This window comes from Flavobacterium fluviale (assembly GCF_003312915.1).
GTDB lineage: Bacteria > Bacteroidota > Bacteroidia > Flavobacteriales > Flavobacteriaceae > Flavobacterium > Flavobacterium fluviale.
Map to the genome: position 1 here is coordinate 3,293,334 of NZ_CP030261.1, position 24,341 is coordinate 3,317,674.

Below are 24,341 nucleotides of genomic sequence, written 5' to 3' on the forward strand. Positions count from 1 at the left end.
TACTAAGGCCGCCGTAAAGCTGGAAGAAGCCTGTTAATTGCCCATTTTGAGCCTTGGAATATTGATTTCATGTTCCTGCGGATACGGCGCACGGTGGGTCATGCTCACATCTTCGCGTATTTTCTGCTGCGTCCTGTATTTCCAGTCGTTCTCATGCTCGTAGCGCGGGTCCGGTATAAAGGGCATCTTGGCCATCTTTGTGACCGTTATGGTCGGAAAATGGTAATCCACCTCAACACTGCCCAGCAGCAGGTAGCATCCGCCTCCCTGAAAAGGGTACGAAGCCAGGCTGTCGGTAAAATGAGCCGTATCAAAAAGCTGCCCTTCAGCATCTATCCAGGTCCCGAAATACATGGCGCCCATCTTTGTGGGCACATGCTTGCGCGAGATCAGATAGGCCAGCATGCGCACCTGTTTTTTATGATGGTCCAATAGGTCATTTGCCATCACATTGCCCCTGAAAGAGGTCTGAAGCAGGTCAAAAGGGGAGCAGGAGACAGGAAAGCCCAGCAGCTCGATCTCATCAAAGGCATCTTCAAAAGCGGAGCGTTCCAGCTCGGGCAATACAAATTCCTTTACAGGCTCCTGAAGCAGCATAGGGGTGCGGTTCTCGGGCTTGAAGTTCACCAGGATCAGACGGGCAATGACCAGCAGCTGGTTTTTTGTTTTTCCCGTGAATCGGAATGCTCCGATGAAAATCAGGATCTGTATGGCCTCAATGCCGATGGGGATGCGGTTGATGAAATCCTCCAGTGACCTGTAAAGCCCGTTTCTTTCCCTTTCCTGCTGGATCAGGAGGGCTGTTTTGGATTCAAGGCTCTGCAGGTGCATGAACCCCAGATATACATCAGACCCGTACAGCGTGGTTTCAAATTCGCTTCTGTTCACGCAGGGATTGTGGATCACGGCACCTGACATTCTGGCCTCATGCACATACACTTCGGTGCGGTAGAAACCGCCCTGATTGTTGATCACCGCCACCATAAATTCGATGGGATAATGCACTTTCAGGTACAGGCTCTGATAGCTTTCCACGGCATAGGAGGCAGAGTGCGCCTTGCAGAAGGAATAGCCGGCAAAGGACTCGATCTGGCGGTATATTTCCTGGCTCAGCGCCATGGGATGCCCCTGGGCCGCACAGGACGCAAAGAAGTTGTCCTTAACCTTCTGCAGTGCCGCTTTGGAACGCCCTTTTCCCGACATGGCACGGCGCAGGATGTCCCCGTCGGCGGCCGGAAGCCCGCCGTAATGCAGGGCAATTTTGATGACATCTTCCTGATATACCATAATGCCGTAGGTTTCCCCGAGCTGCTCTTCGAATACCGGATGGAAATATTCAAACCTGTCGGGATGATTGTGCCTGAAGATGTATTCCTTCATCATTCCCGACTGCGCCACTCCGGGCCGTATGATGGAGGAGGCGGCCACAAGGGTTTTGTAGTTGTCGCATTTCAGGCGTCGCAGCAGCCCGCGCATGGCTGGGCTTTCGATATAAAAACAGCCTATGGTCCTGCCCATTGACAGATAGCTGTTGCAGCTTTTCTCGTCCTTCGAAATCGTGGTGTCACGGATATTGAGCCGTATTCCCTGGTTTTTCTCAATCAGCCTTACGCTGTCGTCGATATGTCCGATTCCGCGCTGGCTCAGGATATCAAACTTTTCAAGCCCGATATCTTCCGCCGTATGCATATCAAAAAGCACTATGGGAAAACCTTTTGGAGGCATCTCCAGCACGGAATAGTTGGTGATGGGCTCCTCGGAAATCAGGATGCCGCAGGAATGCATGCTTCTCTGATTCGGGTATTTCTCGAGCATCATGCCGTACTGCTGCACTTCACGGACCACTTCATTTGCAGGATGCAGTGTCATCGGGTTTTTGGCCAGCGCATCGAGCTCTTCCTTTGGAAGCCCGAAAACCTTGCCCACCTCACGGAATATGGAGCGGTATTTGAATTCCACATTGGTGCCGCAGAAAGCCACATGCTCGCAGCCATAGCGGGAAAAGATATATTCCAGAATCACGTCGCGTTCCTTCCAGCTCCAGTCGATGTCAAAATCGGGAGGGCTTTTGCGGTTCAGATTCAGGAAGCGTTCAAAATACAGATCCAGCTCCAAGGGACAGATATCGGTGATGCCAAGGCAGTAGGCGATAATGCTGTTGGCGCCGCTTCCGCGTCCTATATGCAGAAACCCCTGGGAATTGCTGAAACGTATGATATCCCATGTGATGAGGAAATAGCCGCTGAATTCCAGCTGGTCAATTACCTTGAGCTCCCGGAACATCCTTGATTTTGCTTCTGCGTTGTTTTTTCCATAGCGCCATTCCAGCCCCTGCTGGGCAAGGGTCGTGAGAAGCTGCAAGTCGTCCTTTTTATTGTTGGTATAGTATTTCTTGTTTTTCGGCGTTTTGAAATCAAACTCAAAATTGCACTGCCCAATAATCATTTCCGTATTGGAAATGATCTGAGGATAGTCTTCATAACATTTTAGGATCCTCTCGATATCCACCATAACCTCTGTCTGCCTGCAGTGATCTGATGCAGAAAGGCGTGAAAGGATTACGTTCAGGTCGACAGCCCGCAGTATCTTATGCAGTTTGTATTCCGTTTTGGTGCGGAATGTCACAGGCTGGAGCACCACCATCTTGTCTATTCTGGTCTTCCAGCCGCCAAGCACCAGCGCCTGTCGCTGTTCGGGGCGCAGGCCGATGAATTCATGTTCTTTTAGAACTGCGGGCACATTCTCCAAAGGATAGATTACAAAAACATTCTCAAATTCGGGAGCAGACAAAGGAAGCGGGGCATTCTCAAAATTATGGCGGGTCAGAAAACGGTTCATCTCGGCAAGTCCTGCCGCATTTTTCGCCAGTCCGATAAAGCGCAGCTTATGATCCGAGCGGAATTCCATCCCTACAACAGGCTTGATGCCCGCAGCCTGGCATCCCTTTATGAAATCATAGATCCCTGTCACTGTATTGATATCAGTGAGTGCCATAGCCTTGACTCCCAAAGCAGATGCCTTGGATATCAGGTCCTCAAGCGGTATGGTGCCATAACGCAGGGAGTGGAAGGAATGGCAGTTGAGATACATGATTTATTTTTTGCGTTTTAAGATTTCGTCTTTGTTATTGGGCTTAAAGGAAGCCCCGGCGCACCGCATCACCGCATCAAAGCCGTAGCGGTTTTTCATCCGGTCCATAGCCTGATAGAGCGCCAGCATTTCTTCGGTATCATTGAACAGGTCGATCTGGTAGGTTCCGCGCACCAGTCCGCTGAAACGCACCCCGATAAGGCGCAGCCTCATGCGGCGCTGGTAGAGCTTGTCAAAAAGATCCATTGCGGTTTGTGTCAATATGTGGTCGGCAGAGGTATACTGGACCCTGCACTGCTTGGTTTCGGTATCAAAATTGGCATACCTGATCTTGACCGTTACGGTCGAGGTCAGCCACTGCTCAGAGCGCAGCTGATAGGAAAGCTTCTCGACCATCCCAAGGATAACCCTTCCCAGTTTGTCTATATCAATGGTGTCCTGGGAGAAAGTATGTTCGGTGGAGATCGACTTTCTTTCCGTGTAGGGCTCCACGGGACTGCTGTCGATGCCGTTGGCTTTTTTCCAGAGTTCGATCCCGTTCTGTCCGATCATGCGCTGCAGGGCTTCGGCCGGCATTTCAGAAAGGGTTTTGATGGTGCGTATCCCGATGCGGGATAACAGCTGGAAAGTCTTGTCGCCGACCATCGGTATTTTACGAACCGAGAGCGGGTTCAAAAAAGACTGCACCAGATGCTCGGGGATCTCCAGGTTCTGCTTCTGTTTTCCTTCACCGGTTCCGATCTTGGATACCGTTTTATTGATCGAAAGGGCAAAGGTGAGGGGCAGTCCCGTTTCCTTTGTGATGCGGCGGGCCAGCTCATCGGTCCATTTGTAGCTTCCGTAGAATTTGTCCATTCCGGTAATGTCCAGATAGAACTCATCAATGGAGGCTTTTTCCACCACCGGGGCTTTTTCCTGAATAATTTCGGTAACGTCATGGGAAAGCCTTGAATAGAGTTCCATATCGCCTTTCATGACTTTTGCCTGCGGGCACAGTCGGAGCGCCATCTGGATGGGCATGGCCGAGCGCACCCCGAAACGGCGCGCCTCATAGGAGCAGGATGCCACAACGCCCCTTTCGCCTCCGCCGATAATCAGCGGAATGCCGTTAAGCTCAGAATTGGTAAGCCTTTCGCACGAGACGAAAAAGGTATTCATGTCGATGTGTACAATTGCCCGGTTCATAATCTGATCATTTTATACTCATCAAAATTAGCACAGGTAATAACAATTTTTATAAATTATATGTTCTAAATAATAACAAAATTCAAAAACCCTTATTTTTCAGGGCATACAAAAAACAGCTTTTTGATGCCTAAACCGCTTTATTCAGAATTTTCAGAGTAGGGGATAATCAAAGAATAGCTTGTGCTTATTTGAAGATTATTGCGTGCTAGTTTTGATTCTTATTCAATGGAATCGGCAAATCGTTAAAAAGCTCAGTAATTAGGCATGCAATCGTGTTTTGTTTGAATAAAATTCGTACATTTACAAGCTGTCAACCGCTCCACGGATATAATTCAATCGTTTATTGATTTACAAAGACTTATATTTTTGTATAGACTTTTGCAGATTCTTAGATTCTTGTCTTCTGTACTGCAAAAAAATATAGACCATGTCCAAACTCCATGATCCCCATAAAGTCATATTGATAGCTGATGACGATGAAGACGACAGAATGCTGTTTTTAGATGCTGTCGAGGATTTGAATCTGCCGGCTGCCGTAAAGGCCGCGAGTGACGGGCAGGAACTGCTCCATACACTTGATAAGGATAGAGACCGCCTGCCTGATATGATTTTTCTGGATATCAATATGCCCATCAAAAACGGATTTGACTGTCTTGCGGAAATCCGCAGCAGGGAAGATGCCCTGAAAGAAGTGAAGATCATTATGCTCTCCACCAGCAAGAATGCTGACAATATAGAACTCTGCTATAAACTCGGCGCTGATTTGTACGCTGTGAAACCCAGTAGTTTTCAGGGGCTGAAGGACCTGCTCCAAAAAGTATTTGAAATTGACTGGAGCAGCATCCAAAAAAGCAGCAACAGATTCCTGCTTGCCTAAGCAGTAAATCCGCATTATACTTAGAAAACAAAAACTTTATCATTCGGAAAATCAAAGATCAATCTGAGAATCCAATGCATCAGAAGTTTTTAACCTATTCCGTACTCTTTTTTGATTCAACCAACCGAAACAAAGAAAATAGAGAATTCAAACTTCTCATTAAATTCTGCGATCAGAAAATCATAAGCTCTCCTTAAATGAAATTCGAATTATGATAAATGGAAAGGCAAACCTGTAAATGCTTCTCTGCCTTGCGTAATAATTTTGCGCTTATTCAAATAATTTAAAATATCATATTATGAAAACGCACGAAAAGAAAAGAACAAGTGAAATAGAGAAAGCGCAGGATTCAGTAAAAAGAAAAAGCATGATCATCAATGCAATGGTTTTTTCAATACTTTCTTTTATAGCAGTCCTGCTGATTACACAAATCGTCTAAAGCATTTAACTGACGCTCACAAAACTAAAAAAACAAACTTTATACTTCCGTCTTCTGTTCTTCCGGAGCAGTGCGCTTGATAAGGAGATAAAAATCTTTAAGATGCCACCAGGCGGGGCACATTTCCAAAGGGCCGTTAAAAGTCCTGATCCCTGTATAGCAGCTTTTCAAAAATAGCTGGGAATCGGTAATCTTTGCCCAAGGCTTCCAATCCACCTGTAAAGGAGGCGGCGTATTGTCAAAATATCGTTTAATTTCTTCGGGATTCATGACGCAAAATTAGCCAAAAAGCAGAAGTCTGTCAAGATGTAGACCCTATTATGACTGTAATATCTTTAAAGTTTCAGCGACGATTTTCTACAGCAGACTGAGCGCCACAGAATTGCCGCCATTGAGATAAATGAACTTTTTGAAATTCCACGCAAGATAATTTAAAATGGAGTAAATCATGTCTGAGTTTTTTGTTTTTTTATTATCAGGTGGACTAGAGAGGGATTATGAAACATACGCTGAAGTTCTGAATCTATAAGTTCTGAGATGTCCTGTTTTACCTGAAGGTAATTACGCTCTACCATTGTCCTGTTGATGGTTCTTACAGGAGTGATATCTTCAAAAGAATCCTGTTCTTTTTTAAGCGCTTCATGGTCATTTATGATATCGCAATGAAACGCTTTGAGATCTATCCTGCAGTCCGGATCATCTGCAACAATGCCCACAAATTCTCCAGAGCTTAATGTGGAAATGGTAGAAGCGGGAACTGCGGATTCCAGCTGTTTGGACCTGCTGATGGAAGTATCAGAGCTGTTGATGGAAAGGCTTTCACGATCCTGCATTATTTTGCCAAATCGCTCCGACAGCTGTTTTGCAGTATCACCAGTGACCTGTCCGCTTATGATATTTCCTGTAATGTTCAGTATTACATCTGCCTGCTCTCGCCCGTAATCCTTACGCAGCTGGCTGAAGTCCTGAATGCCCAGGCAAGTGCTTACTTTATTGCTCCTGGCGGTGGCAATAAGACTGTCCATATTATTGAGGTAAATAGTCGGGAATTCGTCGAAAACCAAACTGCTTTTCAATTTTCCTTTCTGGTTAACCTGTTTGATAAGCCTGCTGACAAACAAAGAAAGAACTGCTCCATAGGTCTGTACTTTCTGTGGATTGTTTCCCATGCATACTATTTTGGGTTCCAAAGGATTATTGATATCCAATGTGAAATCATTTCCAGATAGCACATAATACAACTGGGCGGAGGAGAGCCTTGCCATTGAAATCTTTGCAGAAGCTATTTGTCCTTCAAGCTGCTCCATCACATCATTGAGATAGGCGCTGACAAATGGATTGATGAGCACTTCAATTTCCTTTTCAGTACGCAGCAGGGTAAAAAGGCTGTCATAATCCGCCTGCATGAGTTCAATTACATGCGGGAGTGTACAGAATTCACCATCATTATATCTTCGCAGGTACCAGATAACAGCACTAAGGAAATTAATGGGAGATTCCACAAAAAAATCACCCTGCTTTTTGATCCATTCCCTGTTCAGCCCCAATAGAATGGTACGTGCTGATTCGGCGGCATCGGTGATATCGTTCATAGATTTCGGATCAAGGGGATTGCAGCGGTGCGAGCGGCTCAGATCATCAAAATTAATAATGTAGAATTTTGGCTCAATATCATAAAGATGTTTGAATTTCTTCCAGGTATTCCATGCAATAATGGTTAGGTCATCAAACTTAAAATCATACACGAACATACTGAACTTTTTCCTGATATGCTGGGTGATGATATGGCGGATTACAAAGTAGGATTTGCCAGAACCGGGCGTACCCGCAACCAGTATGCTTCTAAAAGGGTTTATTATATTAATCCAGCTTTTGCGAAGCTTGTTCTTCAGATAATATTGGGCAGGAAGATTGATGGAGTATTCATTTTCCAGCAGCCGTTCTTCCTGCGGGAAAGTCTCATTCTCCTTATTAAAAATATCTTTGGAATTGAGCTTTCTCTGTATCAGACGTGATAGGAGCGTGCCGCCTGATAAGATCAGGAGAAATCCTGCTGAAGTGATAATGATATACCAGACAAAATCAGTAAATGCAATTAATATGAAGTAACTGCTAAAGTATAACAGCAAGCCTAAAGCAAGATAGTAAACTGCGCCTCTAAAGGTCAGCTTTTCATTTTTTCTGCCCTTTGCACCTAAAAGCGAGATGAAGAGAAAAATAAGGGAAAGCAGTTTTGAGGTATGAAAGCTGTCAAATAATCCAGTATGAAACACATTTCCCAGCAGTTTGTCGCTGAAGGTAAATGCAAGGTTCCATTCTTTAAAAATGGCATATCCATAATAATAGAAGTGCAGACCTAAAAGCACAATAGCCATAAGTCTTGTCATATCCAGAATCTTTCTCAGCGCCTGTTCATTCTCTCCCGTCTGCATGCTTTCCCACTTTAGAATTATTTAGAAAAACTAAATTAGAAAAGAGCAATAGGGAATCCTAACCTCGTTAAATTTTGAATAGGAACCGCTATCCGATCAATCTGCCGGAACAAAACGCTGCATCCTGAAATTGCTTGGCCTTTGACTGTGATTGCCATTACCATTTCAGGTTCTGCGCCCAGTCATCATCTTCGGATATTTTCTTTTCGGCGCAGCATCTGCAATTGTACCGAATCAGGAAATCTTGTATGGGAAGATTCTCCTCGGAGGCATAATTGAAATAATTCCGCAGTTTTGAAAAGCGTCTAATAAATGTCCGGCATTGTCTGCACAGATTAGCATTATACTGTTCACCAGTAAGACCGCTGATATATTCATCTATGTTTACACCCCTTTCTTTGGCGAATGCAATTTCCCTGGGGGTGAATTTCTCCGGGCCAAATAGGAATTTATCCGCTCCATCCTTCATCAGGGCAACTTTGACTTGGTTATAGCATTTCCAGCATTTTCCGTTGATGATAGACATAATATATTTCTGCTGAAAATTATCGCATACGCTGCATTTTGGATTCAGACAGAATTTTACCAGATGGGGTTCAGACAGCTTTTGCTCAATCTTGTAGATGTCATCATCGGATGTAAGATTGATTTGAATCAAAATTATTTTGTTTTGGATATAATAGTTTAATGCCTGATCATTTGGCTTATGCGATACAACAATCTCGACAGCTGCAAAAATATCATCGTTTTCATCCAAGAGGGCAATGTCGGGCCTGCAATATTTTAAATCATATTCAATCCTTACCGATTTTAGTTTCTTAATGTAATTTCCTTTATGCACTTCTGAGCAATATTCACAAGTCCAATAAAAATTAAATTCGGCACCAGCCTGCAAAAATTGGTTTAATTTTTCTGCCGCTAAGGTTTTAAATCCGTAGTGCAGGGCTGTTTCGGGCTGGCAATTGCGAGTTAGAGATTTATGCGCAAAATGGGGGCGTTTTGTGCGCGGTCCAACTCTGCCGCTTTTTTTGAGGATTAAAATATTATCGCAGTTCACACAATAGTATATTTTCCCCTTTGATGCGGATAATGCTGTGAAAAAGTTTCCTTCTGAGTCTTTTGCAATTGTATATAAAATCTCATCCATTGTAAATGTGTTAAAGGCTTTACCGTTTAAACTTTTTATTTTAAAGCCTTTTCGGGAACATGAAATAATATTCCTATGACAAATTACATTTTATTTATTATAAAATTTATCTTTTTTTTGGAAAATTAAATTATTTGATTCGTATAATGTAATTGAAATAGAGATAGTTGCGCAATGATGTCAGTTAACTTGAATCATTGGAGATTACAAAAATTCATTCATTTAAATGTACTATATCCTTTTTCTATTTCGTCTTTTCTTTTTAAACTGCTTGGGCAAATAATCAATGGCCATTTCAGGTTTTAGTAGTGAGTCTAATAAGTTTATAATGGCAATGGAATCGAAAGTTTTTTTAGACGCGTTTTCAAAAGAGAATGTTTCCAACCGTTTGTTAATCAACTCGCTTTTATCCAGATTGGGTTTATTTTCGAACCGTTCAATAATTCCTTTTGCACTGTATTCTTTGCCTAAACTTGAACCATTAAAAACATTTTTTGTTGTATGGTCAACGTAGGTAATGCCATAAATTAATCCTTCATTGCTTTTTCGAAGAATGATATTTATTCCTTCTTTCTCCAATATTAACGAAATCTGATTTAAATGAGTTATGTTTTCCCTTAAAAAGGCCATGTCAATTACATTTTTCAGTCTTGCTTTATCGGATTCTTTTCTGGGTTTATTGCTTATAAATTTAGACTCCAAAAATTTTAATGTAGGCTTAAAATAAAAATCGCTGGCTTTGATGGGAACACCAGCCGGAATTCCTTTTTCATCTAGTATGCGGTACACTATTCCCTTATTCAAAAACACTTTTGAATTCTCACTGCCACGATCGGCCAATACATTATAAGATTGCAATACAGCATTAAGTTCGGCAAGACTTGAATATCTATAACTGTATAAGACTTGATTGAGAACTGCTGCAAGAGCTTTTTTTGATTCAATTTTTCCATAACAGACTTTTCCCATTGAGATAGGCAGTAAGTTAAACTGTTTATTTTTATTGAGACTTTCAGCTTTAATAAGTCTGAAAGTTTCCTCAATTTCTTTTCTTGCCGGTTCAGATTTTCTTATCCCTAAATGGTGCAGGTCAATCCTTTTTCCGTCCCTTTCAATATTAATGGTTATTACATGGATGTGCGGATGCCCTGCGTCAAAATGCTGATAGACAAGGTAGGGCTGTTTCCCAAAACCTATCTTGTACATGTAGGTATTTGCAATTGCCATCAGTTTTTCTTTTGAATGATTTTCTGATGGGTCAAAATTCAGAGAAATATGTACGCTGTTGCGCTTGGTATTATCATTTAATTGAATCCTTTCAGTAAAGCGGCTCAGCTTCATTGCATCGCTCATTTGAGATATGTCTAAAAGAAAATTTGCTGCCCCGATGCATTCAGCCTTGCCAGTTTTAACTTTGTTTTCATTGTAGTTAAAAATACTTCTTATAGAATTACCTGTTTTGATTATTGAAACCATTGTTCGGAGATTTTTTGAATATGATTATGAATCTCATTTATCTTTTCAAAGAGCTTTCTCTGCTTTAATTCAAAGCCAATTGTCCATTCTTTTGCATCGTAAATCTGACTTAATGTGTGAAGTTTTCTGGTGGTCTGATTTAGGTTGTTTCCTATAGCATTAAGCTCATTTCTAAGGACGATTAGCTCTTCAACAAAATCATCTAATGACCTGTTTCGGTAAGTACTAATAATTGCTTTCCCAAACAATTGTTTGCGCATATATTCACTTAATTTCCGGCAGGTTGTCGTCTTAAATTTTGACTCTAATACTGTATATTCCGAGGGTGTCAAACGAATAGTGATTTTTCGTGTTTTGTTTGAATTTTCTCTTTCCATTCTCGCTGTCATAATTATTCATCAATCTCATTTTCTAATAAGAAATCTGCTGTATTTTTTTTTGTATATGGATTTCATTTTTAAACTTCCAGCAGCTTTCATGTATCTCTGATCCCGAGTTCCGAGGATAGATCAGCCAGATCCGGTTGTCCGACAATCGTTCATCTGGCCGATTGCAGGAACGTGGCAATCCTGAACCCTTTTTAAGAAAAACTAAATTAGAAAAGGCTTTAGCAATAAGCAATCCCCGCTAAATTATGACTGGGCTTAATTCTTTAAAGCTTTTTACATTTACTATTTCTAATTATTAATTAAAAACGTGGAAGTTATGATTACAAAAAATGAAGTGTCCAAGGTTTATGATACGGTATTGAGTATCCCTGGAATGAATGAAATGGTGAAGATTGATTTGAGGATTTCACGAAAAAATGTTTTACTGTTGTGCCGTCTTATAGAGCAAGGACTCTTGGCTGAAAAAGATGCCGCGAGTCTGATAGGTATTCTTTCGAATGAAAGTGTCAATGAGCTTAGAAATTTTTCAGACGACTGCCTGCAGAAATCTGGTCTTGTCGAGCTGAACCAAAAGCTTTTGGAATTAAGTGCCGGCCTCAAAGATTGATTTTAAAAAATAATTTTTTGTGCTTTACAGATCTGCAAGATTTGTAAAGCACATTTTTTTTGCAGGAAATTGGCTTGATTTTGAAAACTTTTGGCTTGATTTTGTCAACAGTTTTTTTTAGTGAACGATTTAAATTTGTGTAAGCATTTTCAGTAAATGAATTACTATACAAAATTTCAATTATGAAACTACAGGAAAATTATAAGAAGCTGATTATTGAATTGATATGTTTTCTATATGCACTTTTGTTTGTCTATGCCGCGGCGAGTAAACTTGTTGATTTTGAAAGGTTTCAGGTACAGTTGGCACAGTCTCCCGTACTTAGTATTTATGCTGAATGGATTTCCTATTTTGTAATTGGTTTTGAGCTGATTATTTCGGGGATGCTTTTATTTTCGGCTACCAGAATCATAGGTTTGTATTTTGCATTTGTTTTAATGAGCATGTTTACCAGTTATATTTTTATAGTGCTTCATTATAGTTCTTTTATACCCTGTTCATGTGGAGGTATCCTGGAGAAAATGAGCTGGAAAACACATTTGATATTTAACTCGCTTTTTGTCATGATGGCAGCTGTTGCAATTATAATTCTTAAAAATAAGCGTCAAGATGATTTTTCAATAACAAAAAACAGCAGTAAAATCTGGACTCTATTGGCTTGTGCTATAATGGCTACAACAGCTGTTGTTATCTTATTCCTTTCCTCAGAGCAGGCTATTCATCATAAAAATCCCTTTGTCAGAAGATATCCAAAAAAAGCAATCGAACTTTATAAGACTATTGATCTAAGATGGAATTCCTATTATTTTGCAGGTTATGAAAAAAATATCCTTTATCTGGCAAATTATACAGATCCCCTGCATCTTCTTTCCATTGATAGCGATGGAAAACAAAAGAGGATAAAACTGTATTTAGATTATCGTAACCAATCTTTTAAATCAATAAAAATTGTAGTTCAAGACGGCTGGTTCTACTTGTTTGATGGTACACTGCCGCGCATATACAGAGGAAATACCAAAGATTGGAAATTAACGGCAGAATTGAAAAGAACCCCAAAATTTAGCCTGGCGCAGCCCATGGACAGCGTTACTATTGCATTTCGGAATAACACTGGTAATGACAGAGCGAATGTAATAGGAATTTTTAGTGCAGAAAAAGATACCGTTTTGTATTCGCAAAACCTTCTTACAAGGCAGATTGACGGAATATTTGATACAGACGGCATACTGCTCTACAACCAGAACAGGAAGCAGATCCATTACATTTATTATTATCGCAATGAGTTTATCACAGCTGACCGAAATGGGGAGCTTATGAGAAGAAGCAATACTATTGATACCAATAAACAGGCTAAAATTAAAGTAGCATATCTCAAAAATAATACAGAAAGGCAGATGGCAGCTCCTCCCTTAAAAGTGAACTCGATCAGTGCAGTTAGAAATAATCTTTTGTTCATCAATTCGAAAGTGCCCGGAAGATTTGAAGACGAGAAATTTTGGAAAAAATCTTCAGTAGTAGATGTTTATAATTTGGATAACAATAGTTATGTCCTTAGTTTTTATGTCCAGGAAATTCCAAACCAGAAAATCCAGAACATTTTTGTAACCGATGATCATCTTTATGTTACAGCAGGTACAAATCTGATGGTTTTTAATCTCGGATATTTGTTAAAAAGTGAAATGAAACGCGAATCAGAGCTTAAAACTGACCGCTGAAAAATATATTGGCCGATATCAGGAATTAGATCGAAAACCTGTAGAAAAAAGTAGATCACGTTTAATTTAAATTTATAGTTATGAATACGATATTTTTAAAAAAAATGATGCCATTTGCCATAGTAATGGTGACTGGTACAGCTGGGGCTTTTTTAACCACTTCCATGCAGAAAACTGCCGGTAGTGCTGCTCCTGAAATTGGATATGTTACAGACGATAACAACATCCCTTGTAACAAAGAAGTGGATTGCAGCACAGACTTTAATTTACAGCTCTGTCGTGTAAGCTATGCCCCTCCAGGACAACAAGCAAAAGGCAAGGATAATAATTGTGATGAAACGCTTTATCGTCCTTCCAATTGAATCATGTTTAACCAGAAAAGCAATGCAGTTCTTGGAACTGCATTGTTTTTTTGAGATATCAATTTTTATCAATCCATTGCTCGGGTGTTTCATCTTTAAGATAAAACCCAAACCACTGTATTATTTTGCGTGTTAAGTCTCTTTGATTTATGGGATTTGTAATAGTGTGTCCTTCATTTGGAAACAACAGCATTGTGTTTTTTTTGCCAAGTCTGCGAATTGCCATATGAAATTCTACTGTCTGATGCCAGTCAACATGATTATCTTCCTTTCCTGCATAGGATAGTAGAGGAGTCGTTATATTTTTAACAAATTCAATAGGAGAATTTAGATTATAAATTTCGGGATTTTCAGATGGAGGCTGTATCATTTTCAACTGCCCGTGTATGAAATAATTCATAGTAGGACGGCCGGTGTCCCAGTCTACTGTATGGTAGTAACTTTTAATGTTTGTAATTGCCGCACCTGCTACCGCCGCCGCAAAAATTTTTGTCTGTGTTATGATATAACAAACCTCAAAACCTCCGAAAGAATGCCCCATCAAAGCAATTTTGTCCGGCTTAACAAGTCCTCTGGCGATGATTTCTTTTGTGGCTGAAATTGTATACTTTAAAGCGGAAGGGCCTTCATTCTGTTTTTCGGATATTATATCGGGACAAAGCACAAAATATCCCTGACTGGTTAATACCACAGGATTGAAGCCTGCTTCATTTTCTAAATCCGGTAAAGAGTATTTGTAAAGATTTTGAGTCTGATTTTCATAGATATTTACAATCATAGGGTATTTTTTATCGGGATTATATGATGCAGGATAGTAAAGCAATGCGCTCATTTTTATTCCATTCTCGTTTTGGAATTGAATTAGTGAGGCGCTTCCCCAATCGTAATCTGCCTGATGCGGACTGCTTTGAAATACAGTACGGGTAACTTTATCCTTTTGGAATATAATTTTTGGAGGTTTGTCAAATCTTTGCTGCTGATAAAACAGTACTTTTCCTTGGTCTGTACTGTGGAGTTTGTCAATATAACAGCTGTCATAGACAAGGGGTATTTCTCCAGTAATTTTTTTCCATTTAAAAAATCCTGTTCTGCCATCCTCGCCAGTAGCTGTAAGCAAAATTGGATTGGAAAAATTAATTGATTTATATCTATAGCCATCATAGCTTTTCTCAATTTCCGAAAATTTCCCCGGTGCATATATTCTGAATTGGATCTGTTTTTCCCTTCCTCTGGTAAGTCTTTTTAGAGTAAAATTCTCAGGTGAAATTGTCCATATATCATAATTATCATATACTACGAGCTTATTGTCGTTTGCAGTCCATCCAACTGGAGTCAGTATAAAGTTTCTGCTGTTTTTTTGATTGGTCAGCGAAAGGTATTGCGAAATAATTCGGCGGGTAATGTTTGTGTATGTTTTTGAAGCTGTATTATAAATCCAGCAGCTATCATTAAGTATGTAATTTATATATTTACCTTCAGGGGAAGAGATAGGAAGTGGTTCAGATGGACTTATTTTTTTATTTTGAAGCAAGAGTTTTTTTTCCCCTGTCAGCAGATTTAAAATATAAAAATCGCGGGGGGCATCATATTCAAACTGAGGCTCATACTTTTTTGGATCAGAAAGGACTGCATATTTTTCATTGCCGCAAAGCATTACTTTGGATAATTCATCAGAGGTGATTTCGGAAAACTTTCCAGTTAGAGGGTACCATAAAGCAAGACTATTTTGCTTTTTAAAACGTAAACTTTTCTGCATAAAAGGGTAGATGTATGTATCGCTGCTTTTCCAAATTTCTGCTTTGGATACGGCATCTTCTGTACTGTTAAAATAATTCTCTTTTTTATGGCTTATTGAAAAAAATACCCGTTGAAGATCATTGCTAATAGTTATAGCATATTCTGCACTTTCATTAATAACTGCTTGAGATGGAAAATTATCTTTCGTCTTTGGATCAAGGACGTAAAGGCTTTTATTCTCCAGTATATAATAATAAAGTTTTTTGTTTTCTGTGCCAGAATTGGGTTCCGTCAAAAAAGATACTGCCCTTTCTTTCTTATCCCATGTCAGCATCTTAAAATTCACAGGTTTTTTCTCATGAATCCATGTGGTTTTAGTTTTTTGCCCTAATTCTAAGACGCCAATCGAACTTAAATTTTGATCTGCAATGGAAAAGAGAATTTTTTTATTGGCAGGCCCCATTCTCATGCTGGTAACGTTTTCAATTGTCGATAAAATCTTTCCATTTTGATCAAACACACTAATGGACTGCTTTTTTGTGAGTTGAGATTTTGTCATTACTACTAATCTCTCAGAGTCTGGCGAAGAAAAATAACCAGTGACATTGGCTATTGTTTTTTTGTTGCCATTCTGAAGATTTAGAATATGAATTCCCTCAGTATCCTGATAAACAAAACTATTATCTCCCAGAAAATCAGGTTTAGTGCCAAGCGGAAAGGAGTACAGTTTATTTTTTAATGTATTTTTTACGTATAAGGTATCTTTTCCGTTTTTATAGAACATTGAAAAACCGACCCAGTTTCCATTGCGCGAAGGTTTATGGAATAGAAAATTACCAAATGAATCATAATCTGATGCTGTAAGGCTTTTTTTTTGCAATGCCTGCCCCCGTAGGGGACAGACTACTAATAGCAAAATAAAAAATAAAAATAAAACTGCAGCAGGTACAGCGGTAAAGCCGCCCCTGTTTTTTAGATATGAAATATTCATGTGATGTATCTTTTAATAGCCTTCATTCTGCGGCAGAAGATTTGGATTGAGTTCCAATTCGGTCTGAGGCAGTGGAAATAAGATGTCGGTTGTGTTCCATCCCGGCTTTTGAGCTGATAGAATGGTGTTTATATCTCCTGAACGTTTAAGGTCAAAAAAGCGATGGGCGTATTCGGTAAAAAGCTCATGTCTGCGCTCTTCGGCTACAGCCTGAAGCAGTTCTTCTTTTGTGGAAATATACGTACTTGTAAGGCCTGCACGATTTCGTATTTTGTTAAGATCTTCTCTGGCACCGATAATATCGCCCTGCTTTGCACGTGCTTCTGCACGGATGAGATATTGTTCAGCCAGACGCATCACAATTGAATACTCGACAGAAGACGCAGTAGTGCTGTTTTTCTTGTACTTATACGCAAAGTACCACTTAGAGGCACCGCTGGAAACTGAACCCATCCAGTGCTTTTTTCGCAGATCATCCGAAGAAAAGGAATTTACCAGAATGTTGTTCAGACAAACTGTTCTTGGAGGACCGCTGGCAAAAATAAATGCCACCGCTTCATCCGTATTTTTTCCTGAAGCTGAAGGCTGCAGCTGCCAGATTGTTTCTTTTGACTCCTTTAAAAATGCACTATCAATATTTTCAAGTGAAAAAGTTCCAGATTCATTGAGCACGGCAGATGCGCTGTCGGCAGCCTCTGCCCATAAACCAGAACAAAGATATACCCGTGAAAGCAAAGCTCTTACAGTAAACTTAGATGGACGTACCCTTGTACTGCTTAATTCAGCTGTATTTAAATTTACAGCAGCGAGCTGAAGATCAGTCTGAATCAATTGGTAAATTTCTTTAACAGGAAGTTTGCTGACAACAGTATTGATTTTATATTCTGTTGTGGTGACGTATGGGATATCCCCATACAGATTGACCAGATAAAAATGCAGCAGTGCCCTAATAAAAAGAGCTTCCCCTTCAAGCTTTTGTTTATTTGCTGTTGACAGGGATACAGAACTCCTGCTGCCTTCAAGCACGGCATTTGCTGCATATATATTGCTATAGGCTGCTTTCCAGTAATCGTTCACAGAGGAAGTGGAAGGCAGCAGATTATTGGTATAAAAATTTTCAGTAGTACTGAGCGGGTTTCCAAACCATGTCAGTTCATCTCCATAACAGCCTAGCTGGAAAGAGATTCCCACTCCAGAACCGGTCAGTATTCCGGTATCCCTCATTTTTGAGTAAATACTGGTCAAAGCGGCATCTGCGGTCTGATTATCTTCAAAAACACTTTCTTTGGTCAGCTGGTTCTCCGGCAAATCAATATCTAAAAAAGAATCGCAGGAAACAATTAGAAATGCCAATGACAGTACCAATTTATTCATGGATATTCTAGAGTCCCTTGTGAATGAGTTTGTGACTATTTTTTTCATGGTCTATTTTTTAAAAAGTTAGCTGTATGCCAAAAGTCATTATTTTTAATGGCGGAAGAAATCCTGTGCTTATGAATTCGGGATCTCCATCTTTGTATTTGGTAAAGGTGAGCAGGTTCTGGCCCTGGGCAAACAGTCTGCACTGAGTCTTAAATCCTGTCAGCGGAAGATCATAGGATAATGAAATATTTTTAAGCCTTATGAAGGAGGCATCACTTACTGCTGCCGTGCTTTCACTAAATCGTGATCCTGCAGTTACCGCGGCTGCGTTATATCCGGCAGTAAAAATCTGGTAAGAAGCTGTATCTCCGGGATTCTGCCAGCTGTCTTTCAGTTTCTCTGGCTGGTTATACATCTGTCCTGCAGGACCTACCGGATAATTGTAGTTTTTCTGGCTAGCAAATTGAAACAAAAAATCAAGTTTTATGCCTTTATAGCTCAGCTGATTCTGAAGCCCGCCGAAATATTCCGGATTCAGGTCACAGATGATTTGTTTGTCACCAGCGGCTGTTATTTTACCGTCGTTATTCAGATCATTGAACTGATAGATGCCCGTCAGGGGATCAATGGCTTTATAGTCGTATAAAAGAACAATGTTCAATGGTTTATTAATGCGGTATCTCTGGCTGTAGGTTGACCCTTCAAGTCCCGGAAAACTAAGCAGTTTGTTTTTTGAAAAGCTGATATTCAGATTTGAAATCCATTGAAAAGCTCCCTTGTTTAGATTTACAGTACGGAGCGTAAATTCTAAACCGGAATTTTCCACTTCGGCATCAAGGTTTGACTGAAGGCTCTGAAAGCCTGTAGTTGAAGCCATTGGTATACCTACCAGCTGATTAGAAGATCGATTTCTGTACCAAGCAGCCGTCAAAAAAAGCTTATCCTGTAGAAAACCAGTTTCAATTGCTGCTTCCAGTTTTCTATTGGTTTCCCATGCAAAATTCGGGTTATAGAGGCTCGTTGGCTGTAAACCTACATTTCCATTGTATAATACTCCTGATACAGAATAAGTATCAAGGAATTTGTAATCACCGATTTGATCGCTGCCGGTTGTTCCGTAGCTGGCTCTTAATTTACCAAATGAGAGCCAATGGAGACCTTTGGCAAAGTTCTCTTTTGAAAAAAGCCAAGCAGCTCCTGCGGCTCCAAAAAAGGCAAACTGATTTCCTGGACCAAAACGGCTGGAACCATCGCGGCGTGCCGTAAGGTTTAAAATATAACGTTCTTTATAGTTATAATTGGCTCTTCCAAAGAATGCCTGATATTTGTAGAGGGTCTCGGTGTCTGCAACTGCACGTACTGTGGTAGCAGAAGAGAGGTTATAAATTAGGCTATTGGATGGGAATCCTGTCCCGGACTGTACAAGCTGATCGGTTGACTGGTCCTGAAAAGTAGCCCCAAGAAGAAGTTCCAGTTTTCCTGCACTGAGATTTGAGTTCCAAGCGACCTGCGGTTCCACAATCCATGAATTCCGGCTGGTATTGTTCAGAAATAGTGTAGAGTACGAACTGTTGTAATTAAGTTTAGGGTCATATATTGTAGAAGGCGAAATCCTGGTTTCGGTATGACGCAGATCGCTGTACCCAAAACTGCTTTTTATTAGAAGCTTCTCTGTTATTTCATAAGTCAGTACCGTATTGGCAAGGAAATCATAGCTTTTGGATTCGAATTTTGCCGGTAGATTAGCGAGCGGGTTCTGCCATGTACTGCCTTCCCAATTGAGGCTTCCATCCTTATTGTACAAAGCAGGAGCGTTTGGAGCCAATGTCTGTGCTACAATAGTAAGATCCGAGGACGGCTGGTCATTATCCTGAACTGTATATCCTGTTGAGAATTGTATTTTGAATTTCTGATTTTCTGACCGGTGGTTCAGACTAAACTGTGAACCGCCTTTTTTATACAGGAAATTACCGGGATAAACGGTAGTTTCAGTATGATAGTTTCCGCTGAGAAGAAAATTGGTATTTTGTGATCCTCCAGAAACTGTACCCTGCAGATCTGTAAAAACAGAAGTGCCTCCAAGGAGCTCTTTCTGCCAGTCCGTATATCGGTTCTGATCCCATTTTCCATTGACATCATAGGCTGAAGCAGGATAGGTGGTTACACCGTCATTGGCATAAGCCTGGCGACGCATTGCTAAATACTGGGAAGTATCCATTAGTTTTATAAATTTGGTAACACTCCCGGCTCCTGTGGTCGCATTTACTGTGAATGTCGTTTTTCCGCTTCTTCCTTTTTTTGTAGTAATCAGCACCACACCATTCGCACCACGTGAACCGTAAATAGAGGTTGCATCGGCATCTTTAAGCACTTCAATGCTCTCGACCTGGTCAGGATTGATTCCGTTAAGAGGGCTGGTCAATGTTGGGAAAAGAGTCGCGGTCTGCCCATGGCCGACAGTGTCAGAGGAATAAGGTACGCCGTCTATAACATACAAGGGGGCATTTCCTTCAGCCCGCAGACTGTTCTGTCCCCTTATCTTAATGTCAAAACCTCCGCCGGGCACTCCTGTAGTCTGGATGATCGAAACTCCCGCCATCCTTCCCTGCATTGTGGCAAGGACATTGGTCACAGGCTGTGTTTCAATATCCTTAGAGGTTATGCGGGCAATGCTTCCCGTACGTTCGCTTTCCTTCACTGAATAATAGCCGGCATTGACACGCACTTCCTGCAGGGTCGTGGTATCATACTCCAATTTAATGTCAATCTTGCTATTGCCTCTCACAGGAACAAGTTTTGTCTTAAAACCGAGAAATGAAACCAAGAGCGTATCGTTGGGCGATACATTTATGGAATACTGCCCGTTGTAATCGGTGATCGCAGCATTATTTCCCCGTCCCTTTACGGCAACGGTGACACCGGGCAGGGGAGCTGTTCCATCGCTGACGGTTCCACGAACCTGATGCTGCTGATAAGAAAAAGTGTAATGCCGTTTCGAATTTCCGGCAATTGATGATGAAAAAGACAGCAATATGCCAGTAAAAAAAAGGCAATAAAGCGCTTTCCCATCTTTGTAAAATGAAAAATAATTCATAATATTGGGATTGGTTAGTTAAATATGATTTGATTAGCTACAGGCTCTCTATGTTAGTTTGGCGACGAGATAGAGGGCTATTTTTATGTGTTAATTATGGTTGCTTACGGACCCATGAAAGAATTAATTCATATTAAAATTTTTAAGATTAAAAATTTTATAAATGAAAACTTAAATAACCTGAAGAATTTTATTGCTGAGAATATTTAAGGAGAGTTTTATCCATAAAAAAGCGTGGAACTCAGCTTAGACGTTTTCAAGGTACTGGTATACCACCGCACGAATAAGTGAGCCCACGCCATAAGACGTGAGCATCTTACTTATCATCTCGTGCGTTTAAAAATTACCAGTTTTTGAAAACGAGATTCAAAGCGAATGCTTCATTATATTTTATTGAAGTTTCGCAAATATAAATATTTCAATACAAATATAATGAAAAATAACAAATATGGACTATAGTCCATTGAAATTTAACAAAAAAAATTGCCCCTTTGTGTAACATGAACAACAACTTATCTGAAATAGAAAATTACATAATTCAACGCGTTAGAACTATTCGTAAAGAAAAAGGTCTAACACAAGAACAATTGTCTCTCAGATTAGATAAGGGCGTTGGTTTTATTGGTGATATAGAATCATCAAAAAAAGCTAAATATAACCTTAAACACTTAAATGATATTGCAAAAATATTTGAGTGCTCTCCTAAGGATTTTTGGCCAGATAAAGCGTTATAAGAACTCAAAAAAATTAATTTGTTCCAATAATGCACATATAAAAAATCTAATTTTTTTAAAATACAAAAAGCGAGAAAATTAACTTTGATAAGTATTTTAAAACAAATTAATAAATAATGTTACACCATATTTATTTTGTTTAAATTGATGGAATAAACTGTATTTTCTTTGAATTACTCTTTTTTGTTAATTTAAAATCGATTGGACTCCACTTTTGAACTGTCGGTTGTAGAAGTTCTTTACTAAAAAATAAGATCTCCTGTCCAATTTTGCTAGAGTGAGCAGAATGGTTAAAAGTATACTCTTTTTTTGCAAAAGGTGAATATAGTTCTCGTATGATAGGATGATTATCATATGAAACAATCCAGTTTATTTTATTTATTTTTTTTATTTTGTTGGCGACTTCTTCGTGATCATTTTTTTGATAATAATTCATATATAAAGATGAAGCTTTAAGATAATAAGGAGGGTCAAAGTAAAAGATTGTATTGGCATTGTTTGATTCTTGCTCCATTTTATCGATAAGATCCAAGGCATCTAAGCAATATAAGGTTATATTACTCTTGCGCGAGGCAATCAACCTTATCTTTCGGATAATTTCGGATTTATTAAAACGACAATCAAGTTTATATGCACCATTTTGATCATTTCCGCCTATCACACCACCTTTTATAATACCATCTCTATTTGTTCTATTAAGAAATAAAGTTGAAAAACCTAACTCTAATAAAGTTGAATTTTCTTTATTGTTTTGAATTCTTTTTAATCTGTTACGATTTTCGATGTTTATCTCAGTCTTTTCAATTAATTCGCAAAGATTGTCTGTTTCAAACAATACGGAATACCAGAAAGCATAAATTGATTGGTCTTTGTCGTTAATTGTTATATTGTCAACAAAGCCTTCAAATAATAAAAATAAAGCCACCGAAGCACCACCGGCGTATGGTTCAACATAGTGTCCACTGATGCCATTATCAATACAAATTTTTGCTACAAATGCAGCTAATTTATTTTTGCCACCTGGATATCGTAGAGGGGAGTAAAACATAATACATTAATATATCGAACAAATCTATTTAATTTTTATTAATATCTTCCCATAAAGTCTTTATAAATGGCTCTAATAAATCCCATTTCGTTTTCAATTCACTACTAGAAGGCTCCAAGGTACTCGAGTGGACATATTGATGAAACTTTTCAATTGATAAATAAGAATGTTGCATTTTTGAAGAACCTACTACAGAAATATTAGCAAATATCTTTTTTGCATGTCCAGCTTCAGTCATTTTATTTACAACCCATATGATTTTTCCAGATATCGTATCATCTTTTTTGAAAAAATGTCCATGTTTCTTTTCCGCGTAATAATCTAGAGATACTTCTATAAAGACTCTAAATAAGACACCGACAGAATTCGGAACTGACTTTATTGAATCATCAAGAATCAGATCGTCTCTTAGTTCTCGATAGATATTATTAATTTTATTTTGATTAATTGTCAGTTTACAATCCTTTGGAATTAGCCTTTTTCGGGCAGTCGACTTTCCTTTTACTTTATTCGATCTTTCAGGGATAATTGCAGCACTCGAACCTTTCGAAGCATCTTTTATGACAGGTGATTCAGGTAATTTTTCAATACTTTTCTCTTCCTTATCGTTTCCTATTTTGTCATCATTTATATATGGATGAAAATCTTCAACATCTACTTTAGTTTCGGAATCTACCGTCGCTTTCTCCTCTTTTATAACAGATGTAAAATTAGTATTTATTGTAATAGATCTTAGATATTCGTCTATACTTTCCGTATCTAATCGTGAGAAAATTTTGCCATTAAACGTCTTTTTTAAAAGTATATCGTATATTATAATTTCAAGTTTATCTAAAAATTGATTGTCTTCAGAAATCAAATTATTATCGTCATCAAATACAAGGTTAAAGTACTTGGCAGAAGTTACTGTATTTAAAATTCTAAATAACGTCGTTACAAAACCTTTTCCTAATATTTTATCTTTATCATCACCTGGGATATTCAGATTTCTAATAATTACTGATAAGTTGCTTTTAAAAATATCAATTTTGTCAGGATTATCAAGCCAACGAACTTTCGCATTGGAATTTTCCATAGATCCCCATGCTACCTCATTATTATTATTAAGATGTTTTCTATTTACATATCTTAAAATTTCTCTTTTATCACTTGAAACTACGCAATCAATTTTAAAGTTCTCATCAATATTTATAGACCTTTTAAGCTGTGCAAAATAACTTCTAATATCTTCATTACTAGTTAAGTTTGGATCTAATAAAAGTTTATATACAGTTAACCTCCTATTTCCTTCGTATACAATATTTTGACCTTCGCCATTAAATATTGCAAGTTTTTCAAATATAGGCATATCGAAGTCTTCAACAACTTCTTTGGCAAATGTCTTAATTTTGTAATAAGGGACCGAAACGATATAATCAATTAACTCATTTTCATTTTTGTGGAAATACTCTTTTGGAAATCTTGGATTATCTGACCAAAGTTTAAGATTTTTTAATGGAATTTTTACTTCTGTGAATCCTAATGTTTCTGCCATAATTTTTAAAGTTGATTTGATAAATTCTTCAGTATTTTGAGTAACTGCAAGCTTAACAAAAATAGCAGATTTTTCGTCTTTTTTTTAAATTTATTTTTTTTAAAATTATTACGCAGATA

The 24,341-nt window shown here is 39.0% G+C and carries 18 protein-coding genes; 6 read left to right on the top strand and 12 right to left on the bottom strand.

The features are described 5' to 3' along the window. Window positions 1-33 precede the first annotated feature (33 nt). Together HYN86_RS14400 and dinB are read right to left on the bottom strand one after the other, a co-directional pair. Window positions 34-3,090 carry a DNA polymerase III subunit alpha gene (locus HYN86_RS14400; protein ID WP_113678666.1) on the bottom strand — a complete coding sequence of 1,019 codons (3,057 nt, stop codon included), beginning with the start codon at window positions 3,088-3,090 and terminating at the stop codon, window positions 34-36. 3 nt (window positions 3,091-3,093) lie between these two features. Continuing rightward, complete coding sequence (gene dinB / locus HYN86_RS14405) at window positions 3,094-4,275, bottom strand: DNA polymerase IV (RefSeq protein WP_113678667.1); 1,182 nt, start codon at window positions 4,273-4,275, stop codon at window positions 3,094-3,096. A 430-nt stretch (window positions 4,276-4,705) separates the two neighbouring features. Between dinB and HYN86_RS14410 the strand changes: the two genes are divergently transcribed. Together HYN86_RS14410 and HYN86_RS21000 are read left to right on the top strand one after the other, a co-directional pair. Beyond that, the gene (locus HYN86_RS14410; RefSeq protein ID WP_113678668.1) at window positions 4,706-5,155 is read left to right on the top strand and encodes a response regulator; all 450 of its coding nucleotides are present in this window, start codon (window positions 4,706-4,708) and stop codon (window positions 5,153-5,155) included. 298 nt (window positions 5,156-5,453) lie between these two features. Next, on the top strand, window positions 5,454-5,594 hold the full coding sequence (locus HYN86_RS21000; protein ID WP_162789385.1) for a hypothetical protein: 141 nt from the start codon (window positions 5,454-5,456) through the stop codon (window positions 5,592-5,594). Between the two features lie 39 nt (window positions 5,595-5,633). Here HYN86_RS21000 and HYN86_RS14415 read toward each other — a convergent pair whose 3' ends face one another. The 5 genes from HYN86_RS14415 to HYN86_RS14435 all read right to left on the bottom strand — a co-directional run bounded on the left by HYN86_RS14415 (window position 5,634) and on the right by HYN86_RS14435 (window position 11,026). Further along, the gene (locus tag HYN86_RS14415) at window positions 5,634-5,864 is read right to left on the bottom strand and encodes a DUF6965 family protein (protein ID WP_113678669.1); all 231 of its coding nucleotides are present in this window, start codon (window positions 5,862-5,864) and stop codon (window positions 5,634-5,636) included. Between the two features lie 176 nt (window positions 5,865-6,040). Then, entirely contained in the window at window positions 6,041-8,026 is a 1,986-nt protein-coding gene (gene mobC / locus HYN86_RS14420) for a conjugal transfer protein MobC (RefSeq protein ID WP_113678670.1), read from the bottom strand. A 157-nt stretch (window positions 8,027-8,183) separates the two neighbouring features. Then, a complete protein-coding gene (locus tag HYN86_RS14425; RefSeq protein WP_113678671.1) occupies window positions 8,184-9,173 on the bottom strand; it encodes a competence protein CoiA family protein in 990 nt (329 codons plus the stop codon). 231 nt (window positions 9,174-9,404) lie between these two features. Further along, window positions 9,405-10,649 carry a relaxase/mobilization nuclease domain-containing protein gene (locus HYN86_RS14430; RefSeq protein ID WP_113678672.1) on the bottom strand — a complete coding sequence of 415 codons (1,245 nt, stop codon included), beginning with the start codon at window positions 10,647-10,649 and terminating at the stop codon, window positions 9,405-9,407. Further along, window positions 10,637-11,026, bottom strand: a complete 390-nt coding sequence (locus tag HYN86_RS14435; protein WP_113679954.1) for a plasmid mobilization protein — start codon at window positions 11,024-11,026, stop codon at window positions 10,637-10,639. Before HYN86_RS14435 ends, HYN86_RS14430 begins: the two co-directional genes overlap by 13 nt. A gap of 328 nt (window positions 11,027-11,354) precedes the next feature. On the opposite strand from HYN86_RS14435, the gene HYN86_RS14440 reads away from it, so the two are divergent. From HYN86_RS14440 to HYN86_RS14455, 3 genes are all read left to right on the top strand, one after another. After that, window positions 11,355-11,645, top strand: coding sequence for a hypothetical protein (locus HYN86_RS14440; protein WP_113678673.1), 291 nt, complete (start codon window positions 11,355-11,357; stop codon window positions 11,643-11,645). Window positions 11,646-11,827: 182 nt separating this feature from the next. Next, window positions 11,828-13,360: a MauE/DoxX family redox-associated membrane protein gene (locus HYN86_RS14450; RefSeq protein ID WP_113678675.1), complete on the top strand. Its 1,533-nt coding sequence runs from the start codon at window positions 11,828-11,830 to the stop codon at window positions 13,358-13,360. Window positions 13,361-13,440: 80 nt separating this feature from the next. Further along, entirely contained in the window at window positions 13,441-13,722 is a 282-nt protein-coding gene (locus tag HYN86_RS14455) for a hypothetical protein (RefSeq protein ID WP_113678676.1), read from the top strand. Window positions 13,723-13,780: 58 nt separating this feature from the next. Here the strand turns inward: HYN86_RS14455 and HYN86_RS14460 are convergent, their stop codons facing one another. The 3 genes from HYN86_RS14460 to HYN86_RS14470 are packed head-to-tail and all read right to left on the bottom strand — an operon-like array spanning window position 13,781 to window position 20,906. After that, window positions 13,781-16,450, bottom strand: a complete 2,670-nt coding sequence (locus HYN86_RS14460; RefSeq protein WP_113678677.1) for an alpha/beta hydrolase family protein — start codon at window positions 16,448-16,450, stop codon at window positions 13,781-13,783. Window positions 16,451-16,462: 12 nt separating this feature from the next. Beyond that, the gene (locus HYN86_RS14465; RefSeq protein ID WP_230406372.1) at window positions 16,463-17,872 is read right to left on the bottom strand and encodes a RagB/SusD family nutrient uptake outer membrane protein; all 1,410 of its coding nucleotides are present in this window, start codon (window positions 17,870-17,872) and stop codon (window positions 16,463-16,465) included. Between the two features lie 10 nt (window positions 17,873-17,882). Next, complete coding sequence (locus HYN86_RS14470; RefSeq protein WP_113678679.1) at window positions 17,883-20,906, bottom strand: SusC/RagA family TonB-linked outer membrane protein; 3,024 nt, start codon at window positions 20,904-20,906, stop codon at window positions 17,883-17,885. Between the two features lie 500 nt (window positions 20,907-21,406). On the opposite strand from HYN86_RS14470, the gene HYN86_RS14475 reads away from it, so the two are divergent. After that, window positions 21,407-21,640, top strand: coding sequence for a helix-turn-helix domain-containing protein (locus tag HYN86_RS14475; RefSeq protein WP_113678680.1), 234 nt, complete (start codon window positions 21,407-21,409; stop codon window positions 21,638-21,640). 139 nt (window positions 21,641-21,779) lie between these two features. On the opposite strand, the gene HYN86_RS14480 is transcribed toward HYN86_RS14475, so the two are convergent. Both HYN86_RS14480 and HYN86_RS14485 read right to left on the bottom strand, forming a co-directional pair. Further along, the gene (locus tag HYN86_RS14480) at window positions 21,780-22,688 is read right to left on the bottom strand and encodes a DNA adenine methylase (RefSeq protein ID WP_113678681.1); all 909 of its coding nucleotides are present in this window, start codon (window positions 22,686-22,688) and stop codon (window positions 21,780-21,782) included. Between the two features lie 28 nt (window positions 22,689-22,716). Further along, window positions 22,717-24,222 carry a hypothetical protein gene (locus HYN86_RS14485; RefSeq protein ID WP_113678682.1) on the bottom strand — a complete coding sequence of 502 codons (1,506 nt, stop codon included), beginning with the start codon at window positions 24,220-24,222 and terminating at the stop codon, window positions 22,717-22,719. Window positions 24,223-24,341: the final 119 nt, after the last annotated feature.

Coding starts and splice junctions, on each gene's coding strand:
- HYN86_RS14400 (WP_113678666.1), bottom strand. CDS start 3,090: ATGTATCTCAACTGCCATTCCTTCCACTCCCTGCGTTATGGCACCATA.
- dinB (WP_113678667.1), bottom strand. CDS start 4,275: ATGAACCGGGCAATTGTACACATCGACATGAATACCTTTTTCGTCTCG.
- HYN86_RS14410 (WP_113678668.1), top strand. CDS start 4,706: ATGTCCAAACTCCATGATCCCCATAAAGTCATATTGATAGCTGATGAC.
- HYN86_RS21000 (WP_162789385.1), top strand. CDS start 5,454: ATGAAAACGCACGAAAAGAAAAGAACAAGTGAAATAGAGAAAGCGCAG.
- HYN86_RS14415 (WP_113678669.1), bottom strand. CDS start 5,864: ATGAATCCCGAAGAAATTAAACGATATTTTGACAATACGCCGCCTCCT.
- mobC (WP_113678670.1), bottom strand. CDS start 8,026: ATGCAGACGGGAGAGAATGAACAGGCGCTGAGAAAGATTCTGGATATG.
- HYN86_RS14425 (WP_113678671.1), bottom strand. CDS start 9,173: ATGGATGAGATTTTATATACAATTGCAAAAGACTCAGAAGGAAACTTT.
- HYN86_RS14430 (WP_113678672.1), bottom strand. CDS start 10,649: ATGGTTTCAATAATCAAAACAGGTAATTCTATAAGAAGTATTTTTAAC.
- HYN86_RS14435 (WP_113679954.1), bottom strand. CDS start 11,026: ATGGAAAGAGAAAATTCAAACAAAACACGAAAAATCACTATTCGTTTG.
- HYN86_RS14440 (WP_113678673.1), top strand. CDS start 11,355: ATGATTACAAAAAATGAAGTGTCCAAGGTTTATGATACGGTATTGAGT.
- HYN86_RS14450 (WP_113678675.1), top strand. CDS start 11,828: ATGAAACTACAGGAAAATTATAAGAAGCTGATTATTGAATTGATATGT.
- HYN86_RS14455 (WP_113678676.1), top strand. CDS start 13,441: ATGAATACGATATTTTTAAAAAAAATGATGCCATTTGCCATAGTAATG.
- HYN86_RS14460 (WP_113678677.1), bottom strand. CDS start 16,450: ATGAATATTTCATATCTAAAAAACAGGGGCGGCTTTACCGCTGTACCT.
- HYN86_RS14465 (WP_230406372.1), bottom strand. CDS start 17,872: ATGAAAAAAATAGTCACAAACTCATTCACAAGGGACTCTAGAATATCC.
- HYN86_RS14470 (WP_113678679.1), bottom strand. CDS start 20,906: ATGAATTATTTTTCATTTTACAAAGATGGGAAAGCGCTTTATTGCCTT.
- HYN86_RS14475 (WP_113678680.1), top strand. CDS start 21,407: ATGAACAACAACTTATCTGAAATAGAAAATTACATAATTCAACGCGTT.
- HYN86_RS14480 (WP_113678681.1), bottom strand. CDS start 22,688: ATGTTTTACTCCCCTCTACGATATCCAGGTGGCAAAAATAAATTAGCT.
- HYN86_RS14485 (WP_113678682.1), bottom strand. CDS start 24,222: ATGGCAGAAACATTAGGATTCACAGAAGTAAAAATTCCATTAAAAAAT.